The following is a 20134-nucleotide window of genomic DNA, read 5'->3' as shown; positions in this document are numbered from 1 at the left end:
CGTCAGCGCGACAGCCAATAGGAAGCGGTGAGATTGGCGCGGTCGTAATAGCACTGGCGTGACAAAGCGAGTGCCTTAATCACCGCTGCGGCCTGGGCGGCGCCGGCCTGATCCGAGCCGTAGTTGAAAATCTCGCGATCGCCGTCGACCACCTTCCAGTCGTCGTCGCGCTTGGCCGCCGTCACCTTGTCGGGATGGGTGTCGACGCAGCTATCGCCCGGCATCGCCTGATGCGGGACTTCGCCGGCGGCGCGGAAGAAGGTCATGTTGGTGGCGCCGCGGCCGATGTGGCAGACCTCGTCGAAGTGGTAGTAGCCGATCGTCCTGAGGCCTTTTTCGGCGGCCACGCGGTACGGCCCGAAGCCCTGCACCACGTGCAGGAAGTCGCGCACATTCCAGTTGCCGTTGGCGTTGACGACGTAGGCGTGGCTGGTGTCGACAGCGAAACAGTCGTCGACCGGCGCAGCGACCCCGACGGCCGCCGGCGTGGAACTGTCTTCCGGACCCGGCTGGACCGAGGCCGGAGTCTCCGGTTTGGAGAACCAGTTCAGCGGGTTCAGGGCGGTAATCCCCGAGCCCGCTTTCGGGGCGGCTGCTGGAGCGGCTTGCGGCGCCGGGGCGGCTGCAGCCGGTGCTGGCGCTGCGTTGGGCGCTGCAGCGGGTGCCACTGTGGGCGCTGCGGCTGCGGGGGCGGCTGCGACCACGGTCCCGGCCGGAACGAGCTGGCCGGCGGTTTCGTAATCGTGGCGCTCGGATCCGTCGGTGAACTCGGTCACCAGATCAAAGCGCAGTGCATTGCCGGCCTGACGGTGAAGGGTGATATGTCGCAGGGCAAAGCCGAGGTTGAAATCGGCTCCCAGCGACCGCACCACCTCCGAATTGGGTCCGTCCGTCCGCACGCGGGCCGGTAACGCGCCCCAGTTGCAGACGCGGGTTTCGCACCGGCCGAACACCTGGATGCGCACCGGTCCCGAGCCGGTCGTCACCACGATATGGTCGATGTCGCTGCCGGGTGGGGCGGTCCAGGTTCCGGCATACTCGCCTGCGACGGAGTTTCCGCCGACCAGATCGCCGAGAACACCGCCGAAAGCCGCCACCGGACCGATCAGTCCCGCGGCCAAAAGCCCGATGGTGGTGATTTTCATGGCTCCCCTCCCGCACGGCCCGGCAACCGGCCCGCCTTTTCGGCGGAACTTAGCCTTTTTTGCGCGGCCTCGACAGGGTGGTAAGTCGCAGGTATTTAGCCCTCGCCTCGAGCAGCGTAGCAAGCCGATCTCGGCCTCCGCACGGGCCCCAATTAAAGAGTTTCGATGACCGACCTCGCACACATCCGCAATTTCTCCATCGTGGCCCATATCGATCACGGCAAGTCGACCCTGGCCGACCGCCTGATCCAGTTCACCGGCGGGCTCACCACCCGTGAAATGAAGGACCAGGTGCTCGACAACATGGAGATCGAGCGCGAGCGCGGCATCACCATCAAGGCCCAGACCGTCCGCCTCGAATACAAGGCCAAGAACGGCGAGACCTACACCCTCAACCTGATGGACACGCCCGGCCATGTCGACTTCGCCTATGAAGTCAGCCGGTGCCTGGCGGCCTGCGAAGGCGCTCTTCTGGTCGTGGACGCCTCCCAAGGCGTCGAGGCCCAGACCCTGGCCAACGTCTATCAGGCCATCGACATGAATCTCGAGATCGTGCCGGTGCTCAACAAAGTCGACCTGCCCGCCGCCGAGCCCGACCGGGTCAAGCAGCAGATCGAAGACGTGATCGGCATCGACGCTTCCGACGCCATTGCGATCTCGGCCAAGACCGGCCTCAACATCGAGGCGGTGCTGGAAGGTGTCGTCACCCGCCTGCCGGCGCCCAAAGGCAAGATCGGCGCGCCGCTCAAGGCCCTGCTGATCGATTCCTGGTACGACGCCTATCTCGGCGTGGTGGTTCTGGTGCGCGTGATCGACGGCGAACTGAACAAAGGCCAGAAGATCCGCATGATGGCGTCCGGCGCCGCCTATCAGGTCGAGCGCGTCGGCTATTTCACGCCCAAGCAGGTTTTGACCGACAACCTCGGACCGGGCGAAGTCGGCTTCATCACCGCCCAGATCAAGGAAGTGGCCGACACCCATATCGGCGACACCATCACCGACGACAAGAAGCCCGCCGACGAGGCGCTGCCGGGCTTCAAGCCGGCGCAGCAAGTGGTGTTCTGCGGCCTGTTCCCGGTCGACGCGGCCCAGTTCGAGGATTTGCGCAGCGCGCTGTCGAGGCTGCATCTCAACGACGCCAGCTTCACCTATGAAATGGAGACCAGCGCCGCGCTCGGTTTCGGTTTCCGCTGCGGCTTCCTCGGTCTGTTGCACCTCGAAATCATCGAGGAACGGCTGGAACGCGAATTCAATCTCGAACTGATCGCCACCGCGCCGAGCGTGATCTATCGCATCCACATGACCGACGGCGAAGTGATCGAGCTGCACAATCCGGCCGACATGCCGGAAGTGACCAAGATCGAGAAAATCGAGGAGCCGTGGATCCGCGCCACCGTGATGGTGCCGGACGATTATCTCGGCGCCGTGCTGAAATTGTGCCAGGACCGCCGCGGCGAGCAGATCGAGCTCACCTATGCCGGTAACCGCGCCATGGTGATCTATCGGCTGCCGCTCAACGAAGTGGTGTTCGATTTCTACGACCGCCTCAAGTCGGTCAGCCGCGGTTACGCCAGCTTCGATTATCACCTCGAAGGCTATCACGAGGGCGATCTCGTCAAGATGAGCATCCTGGTCAACGAAGAACCGGTCGATGCCTTGTCGATGATCGTCAACCGCCAGCGGGCGGAATCGCGCGGCCGCGGCATGTGCGAAAAGCTCAAGGACCTGATCCCGCGCCACCTGTTCAAGATTCCGATCCAGGCGGCGATCGGCGGCAAGGTCATTGCCCGCGAAACCATCTCGGCCCTGCGCAAGGACGTGACGGCTAAGTGCTACGGCGGCGACATCACCCGCAAGCGCAAGCTTCTCGACAAGCAGAAAGAGGGCAAGAAGAAGATGCGCCAGTTCGGCAAGGTCGACATCCCGCAGGAAGCCTTCATCGCCGCGCTGAAGATGGATCAGGATTAGGGACGCCGGTCATGGCCCATTCGGCCGGAATGGCGTCCCATTTGTCCTTCCATTTTGCTCGCACGAGCGGAGACGGATGCGCCGATTCAAATGGATTTCGGATAGTCATCGGCGTCGAGACGCGTAGGCCTGGTTATCATGCCGCCCGTCTCTTCGGCAGTTTCCTGATCTCTTCGCCCTTCTCCTGCTCCGCCAGCCGCAGTTCATACAGTTTCTGCAAATTGAGCCAGAACTCGGCGCTCATGCCGAACCAATGGCCGAGGCGTAAGGCGGTGTCGGCGGAAATGGCGCGCTGGCCGTTCAGGATGCCAGTGACGCGGTTGGTCGGGACGTTGATCTGGCGGGCGAACTCCGCTGCCGAGAGTCCAGTTTCGGCCAGGGCTTCCGCCAGATGTTCGCCGGGATGGATCGGGGTACGCGCCATATCACACCTCAATGGTAATCGACGATCTCAACGCCGCTTGGACCAGGAGCGCCGCCGTCCCAGAGGAAACAGATGCGCCACTGGTCGTTGATCCTGACACTCCATTGGCCTTTGCGATCCCCACCCAGCTTCTCCAGATGATGGCCGGGGAACGCGGCGATATCGGCAAGACATGTCGCCATATCGAGCCGGTCCAGCACCATTTCGGCTCTGCGCCGGAATGGCTCGAACGCCTTGACCCGTTCCCCTCGCGCGAACCTCTCGGTCCGGGCGTCCCCATAGCCCAGGATCATGGCCGGGAGTGTGTCATTCGTTACGCGTTACGTCAAGCGTAATTCTACACGGTTTTGGATGGTGCTTGCCCCTCCCTCGGCCAAACCGCGCAGTTGGTCCCGGCGGCGGATTGGGCTAAGGAACGCCCGTAAAGGGAATGTCCATGTCGCTTGTTGCCCTCATCGATTACGGCTCCGGAAACCTCAGGTCGGCGGAAAAAGCGCTGGCGCGGGCGGCGCAGGAACGCGGGCTCGACCGGCAGGTGGTGGTGACCTCCGATCCGGCGGTGGCGGCCGAAGCGGGACGCATCGTGCTGCCCGGCGTCGGAGCGTTTGCCGACTGCATGGGCGGGCTCACCCGGCTTCCCGGCATGGTCGAAGCCTTGCGCGAGGCGGTGCTGGTCAAGCGGACGCCGTTTCTGGGCATCTGCGTCGGCATGCAGCTCCTCGCCTCGGTCGGCCGCGAGTTCGGCGATCACAAAGGGTTAAGCTGGGTTCCCGGCGAAGTCGTGCGCCTCACCCCCGCCGATCCGGCGCTCAAAATCCCGCATATGGGCTGGAACGAGCTGCGCTTCGTCAAAAAGCATCCGCTGTTTGCCGATCTCGAAGGTGGCGCGCACGCTTATTTCGTCCATTCCTATTGCTACAAGCCGGCCGACAAGGCCCATCTTCTCGCCACCACCGAGTACGGCGGCGTCGTGGCGGCGGTGATCGGCCGCGACAATATCGTCGGCACCCAGTTTCATCCCGAGAAAAGCCAGGCTTTGGGCCTGACATTCCTTGGCAATTTCCTGGACTGGACGCCGTGATCCTGTTTCCCGCCATCGATCTCAAAGACGGCCGCTGCGTGCGCTTGCAGCGCGGCTTGATGAATACCGCCACGGTGTTCAACGACGATCCCGCCGCCCAGGCGAAAAGCTTTGCCGACGCCGGCTTCCAATGGCTGCACTGCGTCGATCTCAACGGCGCCTTCGAAGGCCGCTCGGTCAATGCCGAGGCGGTGGCCGCGATCCGCTCCGCCATCGATCTGCCGATCGAACTCGGCGGCGGCATTCGCGACATGAAGGGGATCGCCGCCTGGCTCGAGGCCGGGATCACCCGCGTCATCCTGGGGACCGTCGCGCTCACCAATCCGGCGCTGGTCAAGGAAGCGGCTCGCGCCTTTCCGGGGCAGATCGTGGTCGGCGCCGATGCCAAAGGCGGCAAGATCGCTACCGAGGGCTGGGCCGAAACCTCCGACCTGTCGCCGGTCGATCTCGGCAAGCGTTTCGAGGATGCCGGGGTCGCGGCGGTTCTCTATACCGACGTCGATCGCGACGGCCTGCTCACCGGCGTCAATGTTGCCGCAACGGCAGCTTTGGCGCGTTCCCTATCCATTCCGGTGATCGCCTCCGGCGGCGTCTCGGCCATCGGCGACATCGAAGACCTGATTGCCGTCAACGAGCCCAATATCGAGGGGGTGGTGGTCGGCCGCGCGCTTTACGACGGCCGTATCAATCCGGCGATGGCGCTCAAGCTCTGCGAGAGTGAACACAACATATAGGTTCTCGTCATATTCCTATATATTGTGTTGTGGATAAGTCTGTTATCAGTACTTCTTCAACCGCAGGATGAGATCGTCGAGCTGTTCCAGGGTTTTATAGAGAATCCGGACTTCGCCCGCCTCACCTTTATCCACAATCTGAACTTTGAGCCCCAAGATGTTGGCGAGGCTGACTTCCAGCTCTTTGATGTTGGGGTCTTCCGCGGCCGGCTTGGCGGCGGCCTTCTTGCCCGGCTTTTTCTCTTTTGAACGCTGTTCGGCCTGACGCACATTCAGTCCGCCGGCGACGATTTCGAGCGCCCGCGCTTCGGCATCGGGATCGCCGATCAGGGTCCGCGCGGCGCTCGGCGCCAGCTTGCCGTCCCGCACCAGCACCCGCACCGACTCCGGCAGCTTGAGCAGCCGGATGGTATTGGCGATATGTGGCCGGCTTTTGCCCACGGCGTCGGCCATCTGGTCCTGGGTGTAGGAGAACCGGTCCATCAACTCCTGATAGGCCAGCCCTTCTTCAATGGCGTTGAGGTCGGAGCGCTGGACGTTTTCGATGATGGCGAATTCGAGCGCCTGCCCGTCCGTGAGCTCGCGCACGATCACCGGCACTTCGTGCAGTTTGGCGGCCTGGGCGGCGCGCCAGCGCCGTTCGCCCGCGACGATCTCGTAGGCGTTCGGCTCGCCGGCAATCGGGCGGACCAGCAGCGGCTGCAGAATGCCCTTGTCCTTGACCGAGGTGATCAGGTCGTTGAGGTCGTCGTCGACGAAGGTCTTGCGCGGCTGGAATTTGTTGGGGCGCAGGAAGGCGGTCGGCACCTGGCGCGGGGCGCGGTTGCCGGAGCGCGGCGCGTCTTCCCCGATCAGGGCCGACAAGCCCCGGCCAAGCCCACGCGGGCGGACGTCTTCTGCCATCTCACTCTCCGTCATCGTTATTCTGCCGCGGCCATCGCCCGGACGCGCTCGCGCTGGATCAGTTCGCCGGCCAGCTTGATGTAAGCCTGACTGCCGGGGCATTTGAGATCATAGACCAGGGCCGGCAGGCCGTGGCTCGGCGCTTCGGAAATGCGCACGTTGCGCGGGATCACGGTGTTGTAGACCTTGTCGCCCAAATGCCCGCGCACATCGGCCGCGACCTGATCCGACAGCTTGTTGCGCTTGTCGAACATGGTCAGCACGATGCCTTGCAGCTCGAGATCGGCATTCAAATTCTCGCGCACCAGCTCGATGGTGTTGAGGAGCTGGGTCAGGCCTTCGAGCGCAAAAAACTCGCATTGCAGCGGCACCACCACCGCATCGGCCGCCACCATCGCGTTCACCGTCAGAAGCGTCAGCGACGGCGGGCAATCGATCAGCGCATAGGAAAACGGAGATTGTCCGTGTACGGAATAATCCTCGATCGCGTCCTTGAGCCGGTAATTGCGCCGTTCGGCATCGATCAGTTCGAGTTCGGCGCCCGACAGATCGACCGTCGCCGGCACGATGGAGAGCTTGGGAATCCGCGTCGGATGGATGGCGTCCGCCAGCGGCGCCTGCCCGGTCAGAACATCGTAGATCGACACTTTGCGCTCGGCCCGCGCCATGCCGAGGCCGGTCGAGGCATTGCCTTGCGGATCGATGTCGATGATCAGCGTCGGTTCGCCGACCGCGGCCAAAGCGGTGCCGAGATTGATCGCCGTGGTGGTCTTGCCGACCCCGCCTTTCTGGTTGGCAATCACCAGGACGCGCGGTTTCTTGGCGGGGCTATCAGGAGACATGGATCAAATCCCGGATCTCCAGAACCACGCCAAGCGGATGGGTTTGGCTTGGGTGTTTCCGGATATTCATCTTCCAGGTCCGTTCCGCTGCAGTCAATTCGGCGGTGTGGCTCTGGCCTTTGAGAAACAAGCAAATCGTCTTGGGTCCCGCCAATCTCTGTGCATAGCCGAGAAGTTCGGGCAAGGGCGCAAAGGCGCGCGCCGTGATGACGTCGAAGCGCTGCGGCTTGGCGGTTTCGATCCGCTCGTTGCGGATGGTGACCTTTACCCCGACCCGCTCCGCCACCGAGGCCAGGAAGTCCGCCTTCTTATGGGTCGCTTCGAACAGGCTGACCTTGAGCCGCTCGCGCAGCAGGATCGCCAGCACCAGTCCCGGAAACCCGGCCCCGCTGCCGAGATCGGCCAAAGTCCGGGCTTCCGGCGGGATCAACGGCACGAGCTGGGCACAGTCGAGGAAATGGCGGTGCCAGACCTCCTTCAGACTGGCTTCGGAGACCAGATTATGGGGGCTGGCGGCGAGAAGATCGGCGTAGGCCTGAAGCTGGTCCAGCGTTTCACGTGAAACGCCGGTTGCTTCGGCGAATTCTTCGGGTCCGAACGACGCCGCATCAGGCAGCATGGGATTTCGCCTTCACATGGGCCAGGACCAGCGTCAGCGCCGCCGGGGTCACGCCGTCGATCCGGGACGCCTGCCCCAGCGTGGCCGGCCGGATGTTGGTCAGCTTCTGGCGGACTTCGGTCGACAGTCCGCAGACCTGGCCGTAATCGAGACTTTCCGGCAGCGCCAGTGCCTCGTCCCGCTTGAAGGCCGCGATATCGGCCTCCTGACGGTCGAGATACCCGGCATATTGGGCATCGATTTCCAATTGCTCGGCGATTTCACCGCCGAACCGGCCGAGTTCCGGCCAGATCGCGGTCAGAGCGTGGAAATCGACCCCCGGAAGACTGAGGAGGTCATGCGCCGTGCGCCGCGTGCCATCGAGACGAACCGCGATGCCATACTTCTGGGCCTGGTTGGGGGTCAGCGACAGCCCTTCCATCACCCCCCTCGCCTCGCCCAGGCTCGCCATCTTGCTCGCGAACACCTGCGACCGCTCCGAACCGACGCATCCGGCCGTTTCGAACACCGGCGTCAGCCGCTGATCGGCATTGTCGGCCCGCAAGGTCAGCCGGTATTCGGCCCGTGAGGTGAACATCCGGTACGGCTCGGTGACCCCTTTGGTGACGAGATCGTCGATCAGGACCCCGATATAGGCTGAGGCCCGGTCCAGAACGACCGCGTCCGACCCCGAAACGGCCCTGGCCGCATTCAATCCGGCCATCAAACCCTGGGCGGCGGCTTCTTCATAGCCGGTGGTGCCGTTGATCTGACCGGCGAAGAACAGTCCGGACACCCGTTTGGTCTCCAGCGAAGGCTTCAGCTCGCGCGGATCGACATAGTCGTACTCGATGGCATAACCCGGCCTCAGGACCCGGACCTTTTCAAGACCCGGAATGGTCTTCAACAGCGCGTGCTGGACGTCTTCCGGCAGCGAGGTCGAGATCCCGTTGGGATAAATGGTGTCGTCATCGAGACCTTCGGGCTCGAGGAAGATCTGGTGGCTGGCCCGATGGGCAAAGCGGACGACCTTGTCCTCGATCGAGGGGCAATAGCGGGGTCCGCGGCCGTGGATTTGGCCCGAATAGAGGGGTGCGCGATCCAGATTGGACCGGATGACCTCGTGGGTGGCCTCGGTGGTGCGGGTGATATGGCAGACGACCTGCGGATTGGGGACCGTCCGGGTCAGAAAGGAGAACGGCGAGGGCGGATCGTCCCCGTGCTGCACCTCCAGGCTCGGCCAATCGATGGAAGTCCCATCGAGACGGGGCGGAGTGCCGGTCTTGAGGCGGCCCATCTTGAAGCCGATGCCGTGCAGAGTATCGGAGAGACCGACCGAGGGTTTTTCGGTGCCGTCTTGATCGAAGCCCGCTTTGCCGGCAATGGCGCGGCCGGCCGGAAAGGTGAGAGTGCCGCAGTGGATCAGACCCTTCAGGAAGGTCCCGGTGGTGAGAACCACGGCCCCGGCGGGGAGGGTATCGCCATCGGAGGTCACCACCGCGACGACCCGGCCGTCCTTGAGAACCAGATCTTCGGCCGCCGCCTCCCGAATATCGAGATTGGCGGTGGCGGCGAGGGCGGCCTGCATCGCACTTCTATATAAGGCGCGGTCGGCCTGGGCCCGCGGCCCGCGGACGGCCGGACCTTTGCGGCGGTTGAGGATGCGGAACTGGATCCCGGCTGCATCGGCCACCCGGCCCATCAGCCCGTCGGCGGTATCGATCTCGCGGACGAGGTGGCCTTTGCCGACGCCGCCGATGGCGGGGTTGCAGCTCATCTCGCCAAGGGTGGCGCGGCGATGGGTGAGGAGGAGGGTCTTGGCGCCGGCGCGCGCGGAGGCCGCCGCGGCTTCACAGCCGGCATGCCCACCCCCGATCACGATGACGTCGTATCCCATGGCCGGGTCTAGTACGGGACCGGGCCCCTGTGGGCAAGTCTCAGGAATCATTCAGGCTTGTTTCACGTGAAACGCCACTTCACTTGCCGATGCAGAAGTCCCGGAAGATCACGTCCAGCAGGTCTTCGACATCGACCCGGCCGGTGATGCGGCCGATGGCGCGGACGGCGAGGCGGAGGTCTTCGGCGAACAGCTCGGGTGCGTCCTGGGTCTCGGCGCGGGCGAGAGCGGCCGCGGCTTCCTCCAGCGCTTCGCGATGCCGGGCGCGGGTGAGGAGAGGGGCCTCGCCGCCGGCTTCCAGCTTGTCCCGCGCCGCCGCCGTGATGGCGTCCACCACCGTTTGAAGGCCGTCGCCGGTTTGGAGCGACAGCGTTAGGCCTTGCTGCGCTGCCGGCCACGGCAAATCCGCCTTGTTCCACACAGTTAGGACAGTTTTGCTGTCTAACTTATCGTTATAATCCAGGGCGTTATCAGGCGCACTTCCATCCTTCACCAGCACCACTAGGTCGGCGGTTTCGGCCCGCTGCAGCGCCCGGCGCACGCCTTCGGCTTCGATATGGTCGGCGGCCGCGCGCAGCCCGGCAGTATCGGCCAGCACTACGGCATAGCCGCCGAGGTTCAGGCGCACTTCGATCACGTCGCGGGTAGTCCCGGCGGTTTCCGAAACGATGGCGACGTCGCGGCCGGCCAAGGCATTGACCAGCGAACTCTTGCCGGCGTTGGGGGCGCCCACCACCGCCACGAACAGACCTTCGCGCACCAGCTCGCCGCGATGGGCATCACCGAGTTGCGCAATCAGCGCGTCTTTCACTACCGCCGCGGTCTGGCGCGCATCGGCCATCACCTCTTCGGGCAGTTCCTCGTCGGAGAAATCGATCGCCGCTTCCGCCCAGGCCAGCGCCTTGGTGAGGTCCGTGCGCCAGCCGTCGCTGCAGCGGGCGAGGGCGCCGTCATATTGCCGCAGGGCTTGGCGGCGCTGGGCTTCGGTCTCGGCATCGACGAGATCGGCAATCGCTTCGGCCTGGGTGAGATCGAGCTTGCCGTTCTCGACGCCGCGCCGGGTGAACTCGCCGGGACCGGCCGCGCGCAAGCCCGGCATCGCCGCCAAGGCTTCGATCAGCGCTGCCAGCACCGCCCGGCCGCCATGAATGTGGAACTCGGCCACATCTTCGCCGGTGTAACTGTCGGGCGCCGGGAACCACAGCACCAGTCCGCGGTCGAAAATCTCGCCGGCCCCGGACCGCAAGGCCCTCAGTGCCGCCCGGCGCGGCGGCGGCGGGGCTTTGCGGCTGACGGTCTGGACCGCGAAGCGCGCCGCCGGTCCCGACACCCGCACGACCGCCACGCCGGCCCGGCCGGGTGCGCTCGCCGTCGCGAAAATCGTGTCGTCCCGCCGCATGAGGTCCTCCGAAATTCACCAATCCTCTTGCCCCAGGCCCAGGCGACCCCCTGGCAGCTTGTGAGCGCTTGGTTCGGCGCGTAAATCTTGGTTCAAATCAGTCCCGCAACAATGCGCGCGCCAGCGCATCACCGGAAGAAGAAGATGAGCACCAACCGTCTCGCCGAGGAAACCAGTCCCTATCTGCTCTTGCACAAGGACAATCCCGTTCATTGGGCCCCGTGGGGCCAGGAAGCGTTGGCCGAAGCCGAAGCGTCGGGCAAGCCGATCCTTCTGTCGATCGGTTACACCGCCTGCCACTGGTGCCATGTGATGAACAAGGAGAGTTTCTCCGACGCCGACACCGCGGCCTTCATCAACGAGAATTACGTGCCGGTGCTGGTCGACCGCGAAGAACGCCCCGACATCGATCAGCTCTATCAGGCGGCGGCCCAGACCATGGGGTATCAAGGCGGATGGCCGCTCACCATCTTCCTCAATCCCAAGGGCGAGCCTTTCTTCGTCGGCGGTTATTTCCCCAACGAAGAACGTTTCGGCCAGCCGCCGTTCAAGCGCGTGCTGGAAGACGTCGCCAAGAAGTACAAGGAACAGTCCGACGTCGTCGCCACCGATGCCGCCAACATCAACAATGCGGTCGGCGCGATCTGGACGCGCGATCTGCGCGGACCGTTCGATCCGCGCCTGATCGACGTTTTGTCGGTCCACGTGGCGCAACGCTTCGACGTCTTTTACGGCGGCGTCACCGGCGCTCCGAAATTCCCCAATGCGGCCCTGATCGAAACCCTGTGGCGCTCGTTCCTCAGGACCGGCGCGATGCAGTTCCCGCAGCTCGTGCAGATCACCCTCGACACGATGTGCCTTTCCGGCGTCTACGATCATGTCGGCGGCGGCTTCCACCGCTATGCGGTCGACGAGCGCTGGCTGATTCCGCACTTCGAGAAGATGCTGTACGACAACGCCCTGATGGTCGATCTGTTGACCACCATCGGCGTCCATAACCGCGTGCCGCTGTACAAGGCCCGCGTCGAAGAGACCATCGGCTGGGTGCTGCGCGACATGATGGTGGGCGATGCCTTCGCCGCCAGCCTCGATGCCGATGTCGACGGCGAAGAGGGCGCTTACTATCTGTGGACCGCGCCGGAAATCGACGCCACCCTGATGGGCACCTTCTCGCAGCGCTTCAAGGAAGTGTACGCCATCCAGGCCGAAGGCCCGTTCAACGGCAAGAACATCATCGCCCGCACCGGCGGCTTCCCCTATCCGCTGGCCGATGCCGACGAAGCATTGCTCAAGCGTCAGCGCGAACTCTTGCTCGCCGCCCGCCAGCAGACCCGCAAAGCGCCGCTGCGCGACGACAAAGTGCTGGCCGATTCCAACGGCATGATGATCGCGGCGCTCGCCAATGCCGGCGCGACCTACGGCAATATCGAATGGCTGGTCGCGGCCGAGAAGGCGTTTGCCTTCATCACTTCGGCGATGGCCGAAGGCGGCCGTCTGTTCCACTCCTGGCGCGACGGCAAGCGCGGCCATGCCGCGTTCGCCGACGATTATGCCCACATGGCGCGCGCCGCGCTGACGCTGTTCGAAGCCACCAGCAAGAAGGAATACCTCGATTGGGCCAAGCGCTGGACGCGCACCCTGAACGAGTCCTTCTGGGATGCGGCCTCGGGCGGCTATTGCCTGACCGCGGCCGACGATGCGGCGCTGATCCAGCGCGTGCGCACCGTCTATGATGCCGCCGTTCCCTCGGCCAACGGAACCATGATCACCGTCAACGCCAAACTCTATCTGGCCACCGGCGACGTCGCGTATCGCGACCGCGGCGGCGATATCGTCGGCACCTTCGCCGGCGAGGTCGGCCGTTCGTTCATGGCGATGGGCTCCTACCTCAACGGGCTCGAAACCCTGATCGCCGGTTTGCAGATCGTGATCGTCGGACCGCATGACGCGCCGAAGACCCGCGAGCTGGTCACCGCCGTGCTCGGCCGCAGCCTGCCGAACCGGCTGTTGATGGTGGTCGATCCGTCGGAAGATCTGCCCGAAGGCCATCCGGCTCGCGGCAAGACGATGGAGAACGGTCAGCCGACCGCGTACGTCTGCCAGCATCAGAACTGCTCGGCGCCGATCTCGAACCCGGTGACCCTGAGCCAGGTGCTGCAACTGCCGCCGCGTCCGCAACAGCCGGGCCAGCGTCCGCAGTAGCGGCGACGTTTTTGTATCCAGCAACGCCCGGTCAGCGATGGCCGGGCGTTTTGCTTTGCAGGCCGGTGCCAGTCGGTGGCAATTTTGCAGAACGACGCAAACGAGGAATCCGATGAAAGCCATTCGCATCCTGAAAAACGGCGGCCCTGAGGTTCTCACACTTCAGGATGTGGAATTGCCTTCGCCCGGTCCGGGGCAGGTGCTGGTGCGCGCGGCGGCCATCGGCGTCAACTTCATCGACACCTACCATCGCTCCGGCCTTTACAAGTTGCCGCTGCCGACCGGGCTCGGAACCGAAGCGGCGGGAACCGTCGAAGCCGTGGGCGAGGGAGTGAGCACCTTCAAGCCGGGCGACCGGGTGGCGTACTGCACCGCCGCGGTCGGCGCCTATGCCGAGGCGCATCTGGTTGACGCCGGCAAATTGGTCAAGCTGCCGGACTCGGTCGGTTTCGACACCGCCGCGGCGGGGATGCTGAAGGGCCTGACGGCGCAGTATCTGCTGAAGCAGACCTTTGCGGTCCAGCCCGGCCAGACCATCGTGTTCCATTCCGCGGCCGGCGGGGTCGGCTTGATCGCCGGGCAATGGGCCAAGCATCTCGGCGCCACGGTGATCGGCACGGTCGGATCGGACGACAAGATCGCGCTGGCCGAGGCCAATGGCTACGACCAGGTGCTCAATCTCAATCAGGACGACTGGGTCGCCAAGGTCCGCGAAGCGACCGGCGGCAAGGGTGTTCCGGTGGTCTATGACTCGGTCGGCAAGGACACCTGGGACGGTTCGCTCGATTGTCTCGCGCCCCGCGGCATGATGGTCAGTTTCGGCAATTCCTCCGGCGCGGTGCCGCCGTTCTCGCCGGCGATCCTGTCGCAGAAGGGCTCGCTCTATCTGACCCGGCCGACCTTGTTCGCCTATGCCGCCGCGCCGGACGCGCTTCAGGCCATGGCCGACGATCTGTTCGCCGTCATCGCCTCGGGCGCCGTCAAGATCGCGGTCAACCAGCGTTTCGCGTTGGCCGATGCACGCAAGGCGCACGAGGCCTTGCATTCGCGCAAGACCACCGGTGCAACCATTCTGGTACCCTGACGGGCTACCACGCGTTTCGGTCGAGATCCTCGAACACCGCGTCGGGCACTTTGTGTCCGGCCGACACGTGATCTTCGAGATGGGCTTTCATCGCCTGTTTGTCCAAGGCGATATGCGTCGTGCGTCCGTCGAGACGGCAAGCAACGCATTCCACACGTCCTTCTTCGCCGAAATCGACGAAGACATCGCAGGTTGGGCCGAAGCGGCAGATTGCCATGGCAAAACCCCCTTTCGCACGCTCCGCAGTATCGGGGGAAAAGTTGGCCGCTTTGTTAAAAATTCCGGCGGAATTTTTCCGGATACGCGCTGGTTTCGAGCCACACATACGCATCGGCTTCGAGTGCCGGTGCGTACTTGGCGACGAGAGCGAAGAAGCTCTTTGCCGTGACCTCCGATGACGCCGTCAACGCCCGTACCAGCGCATCGAAATCCTGCGGCGTCATTTTGCGGCGCAGATAATCCCAGAACAGCAGCGCCCGGTCGTTGAGCACGAACACATCTTTATAGGTTCCAAGCTCTTCCGCCCCGATCGCCAGGATCGGTTTTTCCGGCGGCATTTTTTCGCCGCCCATTTTCCCGGTGTCGCGCCGCTCGCGATAAAGCTTCTCGATCCGGTCGAGCTGGCGGGCGTACCAGTCTTCGCCCAAAACCGAAGCCAGCGCGGGCAAATGGAAGTAGCTCGGGAACCCTTCGACCTCGAATACATAAAGCGGATCGGATTTGGCGGTCGGCGTCTGCACGAAGGCATGCACCAGTTCGTGCGCCAGGGTTTCGATCTCGTCGCCGTCGCGCTTGATCTCGCGCCAGCGTTGGTCGGCCAGTCCGATCATATTGGCGCCGGCGATGTCGCCATAGGCCGGTTCCTGGACGAGCAGAATGGAGCGGTTTCCTGCCGTCTCGCGGTAATGGCTGGTGTAGTAGGCCAGCAGCTTGCCGGCCTCGTCGCAGACGCGGCCCGCCGCATCGCTCGAGGCGGTATCGGTCAGGTGATAGGCGGCAAGGCCGCCGCAATGCGCGACGGCAAACCGGCGGAGGGTCAGTTGCGCGTCGTAAGGGCCGACGGCTTTGGCGGTCCACGTCGATGTCGCTAGTCCGTTCTTTTCGACCCGGCCGGTTTCTTCGCCGACGAACACGGCGCGGAGTTCGGCCGGCGCGGTGATGGTCACGGAATCGAAATCGACCGCCGGAAAGCTGGCATTGGCTTCGGCGAACACCGGAAACCACAGCGAATAGGCATAGGAGCGCAGATAGAGTCCGTCGCGATCGCCGCGCATATAGTCCGAAGGCGAGCGCGCCGCCGAGGGCGAGAATCGTCCCGCGTAAGTGACCGAGAGCCCGCGCGCCAGATCGCGTCCGGCCGCTTCGACCACGATTTTGTTGGCTTTGGTGTCGTAGCTGTAGTCGTAAGGCACGACCGCCTGGCGGAACGCCGCCTTCCTGCCGCCAATGGCGACCCGAGCGACCTTGAGTTCGTCGTGCAGGTAAAACGTGACGGTCTTGGCGCCCGGCTCGGGCTTCAGCACGATATCGGCCGTCGCCGCCACCCGGCCCGAACCCGGATCGTATTTCAGATCGAGACTATAGATGCGGGCTTCGCTCGCCCAGGCACCCGAACTCAGCAAGCCCACGGCACACAAAACGCAAAGACCGCGCATATCGTCCCCCTCTTCTCGCAGGAGAGATAAGCGCGGTCCGCTAGTTTACGGAGATCGCAAAACTGCAATCCCGCTACGTCAGGTATTCATGCTGTCGAAGAACTCGCCGTTGTTCTTGGTGCCGCGCAGCTTGTCGAGCAGGAACTCGATGGCGTCGACGGTGCCCATCGGCGCCAGGATGCGGCGCAGGACATACATCTTCGACAGCGTGCCCTTGTCGGTGAGCAGCTCGTCCTTGCGGGTGCCCGAACGCAGGATGTCGATGGCCGGGAACACGCGCTTGTCGGCGACCTTGCGGTCGAGAATGATTTCCGAGTTGCCGGTGCCCTTGAACTCTTCGAAGATCACTTCGTCCATGCGGCTGCCGGTATCGATCAAGGCGGTCGCGATGATGGTCAGCGAGCCGCCTTCCTCGATGTTGCGCGCCGCGCCGAAGAAGCGCTTGGGGCGCTGCAGGGCGTTGGCGTCGACACCGCCGGTCAACACCTTGCCCGACGACGGAACCACGGTGTTGTAGGCGCGACCCAAGCGGGTGATGGAGTCGAGCAGGATGACGACGTCGCGCTTGTGTTCGACCAGGCGCTTGGCCTTCTCGATCACCATTTCGGCGACCTGGACGTGGCGCGTCGCCGGTTCGTCGAAGGTCGAGGAAATGACCTCGCCCTTCACCGTACGCTGCATGTCGGTCACTTCTTCCGGACGTTCGTCGATCAACAGAACGATCAGATAGACGTCGGGGTGATTGGCGCTGATGGCGCGGGCGATGTTCTGCAGGATGACGGTCTTGCCGGTCCGCGGCGGGGCGGTGATGAGGGCGCGCTGGCCCATGCCCTGCGGCGATACGATGTCGATGACGCGGCCGGTCTTGTCCTTGATGGTCGGGTCTTCGATTTCCATCTTCAGCCAGCGGGTCGGATAGAGCGGCGTCAGGTTGTCGAAGTGGACCTTGTGCTTGATCTTCTCGGGATCTTCGAAATTGATCGCCGAGACCTTGAGCAGCGCGAAATAGCGTTCGCCGTCCTTGGGGCTGCGGATCGGGCCTTCGACGGTATCGCCGGTGCGAAGACCGAAGCGGCGGATCTGCGACGGCGACACGTAGATGTCGTCGGGTCCGGCGAGATAGTTGGATTCGGGCGAGCGCAGGAAGCCGAAACCGTCCTGCAAGGTCTCCAAAACGCCCGCGCCGGTGATTTCGACATTGCGGTCCGCCAGCTCTTTCAGAATGGCGAACATCATGTCCTGTTTGCGCATCGACGAGGCGTTCTCGATTTCGAGTTCCTCGGCAAAGGCGAGCAGATCGGTTGGGGTTTTCGCTTTGAGATCCTGCAGCTTCATGGCTTGCAGGCCGTTTTGCACCGTCATGGAAGTAGCACCTGGAATACCCGCGGCAAGGCGGGAGCGATGTGGAGAACAACCCCGGCTGAATGCCGTGACGGCCCGCAGGAAGCGGCCGATCAGGTGGGGTTCAATGGGAGAACTGGCTATTTATACCGTGGTTCGCGCCTAATGCAAACAGGGCTTAGAAAGCTTTTGTCACCACCAAGATGACGATGGCGATCATCAGGAGTGTGGGCAGCTCGTTCCAGAGGCGGAAGAACCGCCCGGTCCGTACGTTGCGCCCCGACGCAAAATCCTTGGCGAACCGGATGTTGGTGATGTGAATCGCGGTCATAACGAGGACCAGAGCGAGCTTGGTGTGGAACCAGCCCGCCTGCCACCAGTCGCCCGCCCACGCCAAGGAAAGACCGAAAATCCAGGTCAATCCCATCGCCGGTGCCATGATGGCGGCAAGGAGTTTTTTCTCCATCACCGCAAAACGCAGATAGTCCGGCGCGCCCACACGGGTTTCGGTGTGATAGACGAACAGCCGCGGCAAATAGAACAGCCCGCTCATCCAGGCGATCACGGCGATGATGTGAAACGCCTTGAGCGTCAGGTAATGCTCGAGCAGCCAGGCTTTCATGCCGTCCCCGTGCGCGGACAGCGTGCCGCGGTCAAGGGACAGGTTTTGCCTGCGCCTTTGCCGTTTTTTACGCTGTCGATCGACTGGCGCACCAATTGGGCCAGTCCGGCGATGAATTCTGCCCGCACGCCGACGGTCGGCACGCGGCGGTAATCCGGCACGCCGGATTCGCGCGCCAGCTTGGCGTATTCGATGTCGAGTTCGACCAGGGTTTCGGAATGCTCCGAGACGAAGGCGATCGGCGCGATCACCACGCCTTTGCCTTCGGCCCCGGCGCGGCGGATTTCCGCATCGGTAGCGGGCCCGATCCATTCCAGCGGCCCGACCTTGCTCTGATAGCAGATCGACACGTCGTCCCACGACAATCGCGCCTTGAGCGCAGCGGCAGTCTGTTCCACCTGGGCTTGATAGGGATCGCCGCGCGCGATCACCCGCTTCGGCAGACCGTGCGCCGAAAGCAGCAGCCGGTAGGACACATCGGCGCGGGGCTCGGCGGCGCTGTCTTCGATATTAGCGGCGAGTGCGGCGATGAATCCGCCGAGATCGGGATAGCAGCAGATCGTGGTGGTCGGCGCCGTAATTCCCGCCAAAGCCGCCACCCGTTTCCATTCCTTAAGGGAAGATCCGGTGGTGGTGGTGGAGAACTGGGGATAGAGCGGCAACAGCACGATGTGATCGGGTTGGAACGCTGCCACCGCCGCCGCGGCTTCGTGCGTGAACGGTTTCCAGCAGCGCATGGCGATGAAAGCCCGCGTCTGGTGTTCCGGAATCGCTTTTTCCAACGCCTCGGCCTGGAGCAGCGTTTCTTCCACGATGGGCGAGCGGCCGCCGATCTTGGCGTAAATCTCGCGCGCGATCGGCGCCCGCTTGCGGGCAATGAACCGCGCCAGCGGCTTGCGCACGAAACCCGGCATCGTCAGCACCGCCGGATCGCTGAACAGATTGGCCAGGAACGGCTCGACCGCATCCGGCGAGTCCGGTCCGCCCAGATTGAACAGGACGACCGCCAGTTTCACCGCGTGCCTCGCACCAGTTTCAACAATTCATGCACATGCTCGATCGGCGTTGTGGGCAGGATGCCGTGGCCGAGATTGAAGATGAACGGCACGTGTTTGGTCGCCTTCAGAATGCTTTCCACACCCGTGCGCAGCGCATCGCCGCCGGCCACCAGCGCCAGCGGATCGAGATTGCCCTGCAGAACCGGACCCTCCGCGGCGGCGATCAAACCAAGATCGATGGCGGGATCGACCGACAGTCCGTCCACCCCGGTCGCTTCGGCATAGTCCAGAAGCCCGGTCAGTCCGGTTCCGCGCGGAAAGCCGATGATCGGCGCATTCGGAACGGCGGCCCGCACCTTTTCCACGATCGCTTGGGTCGGCTTGACCACGCAGCGCTCGAACAGCACCGGCGGCAGTCCGCCCGCCCAGCTGTCGAAGATTTGCACAGCCTCGGCACCGGCTTCGAACTGCCAGATCAGATGCTGCGATACACAATCCACCAACAAGGCGAGCAAGGCATCGAAGCTTTCGGGATCGCGATAAGCCCACAACCGCGCGGCTTTCTGCTCGTCGTTGCCGCCGCCGGCCATGTAGGTCGCCAGCGTCCACGGCGCCCCGGCAAAGCCGATCAGCGCCTTGTCGTGAGAGAGCCCAGCGCGGGCCAGGGCGAGCGCTTCGCAAACGGGGGCGAGCACCGGGCGCCAGCGTGCCGGATCGCGCTGCAGAGCGGCGACAGCCTCCCTGTGAGGCTCGAGCGGCGGTAGCTTGGGGCCTTCGTCGAACGTCACCGCATGGCCCAAAGCCATGATCACCGTCAGGATATCGGAAAAAATGATGGCGGCATCGAAATCGAACCGCCGGATCGGCTGCAGCGTGACCTCCGCGGCCAGTTCCGGATTGCCGCACAAGCCCAGAAAAGAGCCCGCTTTGGCGCGCACCTCCCGGTATTCGGGCAAATAGCGTCCGGCCTGACGCATCATCCAGATCGGAGGCGGGGTCCGGGCTTTTTTTCCAGCCAGCACATCCAGGAACAAGGACATCAAACTACAAGACTCCTATAAGTTAAAAGATTCTGAAGATGATGTTTGGGGTGTGAATTGTGGAAGGCTCGGGGGATGGGTTCCGAACCCGGCGCAGAGTATAGGCGAGTTCAAAGGCTTGCGCTTCTGGTTTGAGAGGCCGCCGCCGCCGGGTCGGTGCATGGGCTGGTGACTCGCCGGCCCTAACGGCACACAGTTTGA

At 63.8% G+C, this 20134-nt stretch carries 19 protein-coding genes; 5 read left to right on the top strand and 14 right to left on the bottom strand.

Going from position 1 to position 20134, the window contains the following annotated elements; translation table 11 throughout:
- Window positions 1–2: 2 nt before the first annotated feature.
- Window positions 3–1145: a hypothetical protein gene (locus FHS84_RS21570; protein WP_208393857.1), complete on the bottom strand. Its 1143-nt coding sequence runs from the start codon at window positions 1143–1145 to the stop codon at window positions 3–5.
- Between the two features lie 165 nt (window positions 1146–1310).
- On the opposite strand from FHS84_RS21570, the gene lepA reads away from it, so the two are divergent.
- On the top strand, window positions 1311–3113 hold the full coding sequence (gene lepA, locus FHS84_RS12965; protein WP_166934919.1) for a translation elongation factor 4: 1803 nt from the start codon (window positions 1311–1313) through the stop codon (window positions 3111–3113).
- Window positions 3114–3249: 136 nt separating this feature from the next.
- On the opposite strand, the gene FHS84_RS12960 is transcribed toward lepA, so the two are convergent.
- Both FHS84_RS12960 and FHS84_RS12955 read right to left on the bottom strand, forming a co-directional pair.
- The gene (locus FHS84_RS12960) at window positions 3250–3537 is read right to left on the bottom strand and encodes a HigA family addiction module antitoxin (RefSeq protein ID WP_166934917.1); all 288 of its coding nucleotides are present in this window, start codon (window positions 3535–3537) and stop codon (window positions 3250–3252) included.
- A gap of 8 nt (window positions 3538–3545) precedes the next feature.
- Window positions 3546–3740, bottom strand: a complete 195-nt coding sequence (locus tag FHS84_RS12955) for a type II toxin-antitoxin system RelE/ParE family toxin (RefSeq protein WP_208393856.1) — start codon at window positions 3738–3740, stop codon at window positions 3546–3548.
- 227 nt (window positions 3741–3967) lie between these two features.
- On the opposite strand from FHS84_RS12955, the gene hisH reads away from it, so the two are divergent.
- Window positions 3968–4618: an imidazole glycerol phosphate synthase subunit HisH gene (gene hisH / locus FHS84_RS12950; protein WP_166934913.1), complete on the top strand. Its 651-nt coding sequence runs from the start codon at window positions 3968–3970 to the stop codon at window positions 4616–4618.
- Window positions 4615–5352 (top strand): 1-(5-phosphoribosyl)-5-[(5-phosphoribosylamino)methylideneamino]imidazole-4-carboxamide isomerase, encoded by a 738-nt coding sequence (hisA, locus tag FHS84_RS12945; protein WP_166934911.1) that lies wholly within the window; start codon window positions 4615–4617, stop codon window positions 5350–5352. The genes hisH and hisA overlap by 4 nt, the downstream gene beginning before the upstream one ends.
- A gap of 45 nt (window positions 5353–5397) precedes the next feature.
- Here the strand turns inward: hisA and FHS84_RS12940 are convergent, their stop codons facing one another.
- The 5 genes from FHS84_RS12940 to mnmE all read right to left on the bottom strand — a co-directional run bounded on the left by FHS84_RS12940 (window position 5398) and on the right by mnmE (window position 10991).
- Window positions 5398–6255: a ParB/RepB/Spo0J family partition protein gene (locus FHS84_RS12940; protein WP_166934909.1), complete on the bottom strand. Its 858-nt coding sequence runs from the start codon at window positions 6253–6255 to the stop codon at window positions 5398–5400.
- 17 nt (window positions 6256–6272) lie between these two features.
- Window positions 6273–7097: a ParA family protein gene (locus FHS84_RS12935; RefSeq protein ID WP_166934907.1), complete on the bottom strand. Its 825-nt coding sequence runs from the start codon at window positions 7095–7097 to the stop codon at window positions 6273–6275.
- The gene (rsmG, locus tag FHS84_RS12930; protein ID WP_166934905.1) at window positions 7087–7716 is read right to left on the bottom strand and encodes a 16S rRNA (guanine(527)-N(7))-methyltransferase RsmG; all 630 of its coding nucleotides are present in this window, start codon (window positions 7714–7716) and stop codon (window positions 7087–7089) included. The genes FHS84_RS12935 and rsmG overlap by 11 nt, the downstream gene beginning before the upstream one ends.
- Window positions 7706–9592: a tRNA uridine-5-carboxymethylaminomethyl(34) synthesis enzyme MnmG gene (mnmG, locus tag FHS84_RS12925; RefSeq protein ID WP_166934903.1), complete on the bottom strand. Its 1887-nt coding sequence runs from the start codon at window positions 9590–9592 to the stop codon at window positions 7706–7708. The genes rsmG and mnmG overlap by 11 nt, the downstream gene beginning before the upstream one ends.
- Window positions 9593–9671: 79 nt before the next feature.
- Entirely contained in the window at window positions 9672–10991 is a 1320-nt protein-coding gene (gene mnmE / locus FHS84_RS12920) for a tRNA uridine-5-carboxymethylaminomethyl(34) synthesis GTPase MnmE (protein ID WP_166934901.1), read from the bottom strand.
- Window positions 10992–11135: 144 nt separating this feature from the next.
- Between mnmE and FHS84_RS12915 the strand changes: the two genes are divergently transcribed.
- Together FHS84_RS12915 and FHS84_RS12910 are read left to right on the top strand one after the other, a co-directional pair.
- Complete coding sequence (locus FHS84_RS12915) at window positions 11136–13193, top strand: thioredoxin domain-containing protein (RefSeq protein ID WP_208393854.1); 2058 nt, start codon at window positions 11136–11138, stop codon at window positions 13191–13193.
- A gap of 112 nt (window positions 13194–13305) precedes the next feature.
- Window positions 13306–14277, top strand: coding sequence for a quinone oxidoreductase family protein (locus FHS84_RS12910; protein WP_166934897.1), 972 nt, complete (start codon window positions 13306–13308; stop codon window positions 14275–14277).
- A gap of 4 nt (window positions 14278–14281) precedes the next feature.
- On the opposite strand, the gene FHS84_RS12905 is transcribed toward FHS84_RS12910, so the two are convergent.
- The 6 genes from FHS84_RS12905 to hemE all read right to left on the bottom strand — a co-directional run bounded on the left by FHS84_RS12905 (window position 14282) and on the right by hemE (window position 19933).
- A complete protein-coding gene (locus FHS84_RS12905; protein ID WP_166934895.1) occupies window positions 14282–14494 on the bottom strand; it encodes a hypothetical protein in 213 nt (70 codons plus the stop codon).
- A 55-nt stretch (window positions 14495–14549) separates the two neighbouring features.
- Entirely contained in the window at window positions 14550–15932 is a 1383-nt protein-coding gene (locus tag FHS84_RS12900; protein ID WP_166934893.1) for a M1 family metallopeptidase, read from the bottom strand.
- A gap of 78 nt (window positions 15933–16010) precedes the next feature.
- A complete protein-coding gene (gene rho, locus FHS84_RS12895) occupies window positions 16011–17267 on the bottom strand; it encodes a transcription termination factor Rho (protein ID WP_166935415.1) in 1257 nt (418 codons plus the stop codon).
- A 184-nt stretch (window positions 17268–17451) separates the two neighbouring features.
- Window positions 17452–17895, bottom strand: coding sequence for a protoporphyrinogen oxidase HemJ (gene hemJ / locus FHS84_RS12890; protein WP_166934891.1), 444 nt, complete (start codon window positions 17893–17895; stop codon window positions 17452–17454).
- Window positions 17892–18911, bottom strand: coding sequence for a ferrochelatase (gene hemH / locus FHS84_RS12885; protein ID WP_166934889.1), 1020 nt, complete (start codon window positions 18909–18911; stop codon window positions 17892–17894). The genes hemJ and hemH overlap by 4 nt, the downstream gene beginning before the upstream one ends.
- Entirely contained in the window at window positions 18908–19933 is a 1026-nt protein-coding gene (gene hemE, locus FHS84_RS12880) for a uroporphyrinogen decarboxylase (RefSeq protein ID WP_166934887.1), read from the bottom strand. Before hemE ends, hemH begins: the two co-directional genes overlap by 4 nt.
- Window positions 19934–20134: the final 201 nt, after the last annotated feature.

Origin of the sequence: Rhizomicrobium electricum, assembly GCF_011762045.1 — a bacterium.
GTDB classification, from domain to species: Bacteria; Pseudomonadota; Alphaproteobacteria; order Micropepsales; family Micropepsaceae; genus Rhizomicrobium; species Rhizomicrobium electricum.
The sequence above is the reverse complement of the archived record's forward strand: the minus strand, read 5'-3'. Positions and strand labels throughout refer to the sequence as shown.

Bases quoted from the DNA above. Each gene is read 5' to 3' on its own strand.
- FHS84_RS12935 (WP_166934907.1), bottom strand. From the start codon at position 7,097: ATGTCTCCTGATAGCCCCGCCAAGAAACCGCGCGTCCTGGTGATTGCC.
- FHS84_RS12955 (WP_208393856.1), bottom strand. From the start codon at position 3,740: ATGGTGCTGGACCGGCTCGATATGGCGACATGTCTTGCCGATATCGCC.
- FHS84_RS21570 (WP_208393857.1), bottom strand. From the start codon at position 1,145: ATGAAAATCACCACCATCGGGCTTTTGGCCGCGGGACTGATCGGTCCG.
- FHS84_RS12900 (WP_166934893.1), bottom strand. From the start codon at position 15,932: ATGCGCGGTCTTTGCGTTTTGTGTGCCGTGGGCTTGCTGAGTTCGGGT.
- FHS84_RS12940 (WP_166934909.1), bottom strand. From the start codon at position 6,255: ATGGCAGAAGACGTCCGCCCGCGTGGGCTTGGCCGGGGCTTGTCGGCC.
- hemJ (WP_166934891.1), bottom strand. From the start codon at position 17,895: ATGAAAGCCTGGCTGCTCGAGCATTACCTGACGCTCAAGGCGTTTCAC.
- hemE (WP_166934887.1), bottom strand. From the start codon at position 19,933: ATGTCCTTGTTCCTGGATGTGCTGGCTGGAAAAAAAGCCCGGACCCCG.
- FHS84_RS12915 (WP_208393854.1), top strand. From the start codon at position 11,136: ATGAGCACCAACCGTCTCGCCGAGGAAACCAGTCCCTATCTGCTCTTG.
- rsmG (WP_166934905.1), bottom strand. From the start codon at position 7,716: ATGCTGCCTGATGCGGCGTCGTTCGGACCCGAAGAATTCGCCGAAGCA.
- FHS84_RS12910 (WP_166934897.1), top strand. From the start codon at position 13,306: ATGAAAGCCATTCGCATCCTGAAAAACGGCGGCCCTGAGGTTCTCACA.
- lepA (WP_166934919.1), top strand. From the start codon at position 1,311: ATGACCGACCTCGCACACATCCGCAATTTCTCCATCGTGGCCCATATC.
- mnmG (WP_166934903.1), bottom strand. From the start codon at position 9,592: ATGGGATACGACGTCATCGTGATCGGGGGTGGGCATGCCGGCTGTGAA.
- hisH (WP_166934913.1), top strand. From the start codon at position 3,968: ATGTCCATGTCGCTTGTTGCCCTCATCGATTACGGCTCCGGAAACCTC.
- mnmE (WP_166934901.1), bottom strand. From the start codon at position 10,991: ATGCGGCGGGACGACACGATTTTCGCGACGGCGAGCGCACCCGGCCGG.
- FHS84_RS12905 (WP_166934895.1), bottom strand. From the start codon at position 14,494: ATGGCAATCTGCCGCTTCGGCCCAACCTGCGATGTCTTCGTCGATTTC.
- rho (WP_166935415.1), bottom strand. From the start codon at position 17,267: ATGAAGCTGCAGGATCTCAAAGCGAAAACCCCAACCGATCTGCTCGCC.
- FHS84_RS12960 (WP_166934917.1), bottom strand. From the start codon at position 3,537: ATGGCGCGTACCCCGATCCATCCCGGCGAACATCTGGCGGAAGCCCTG.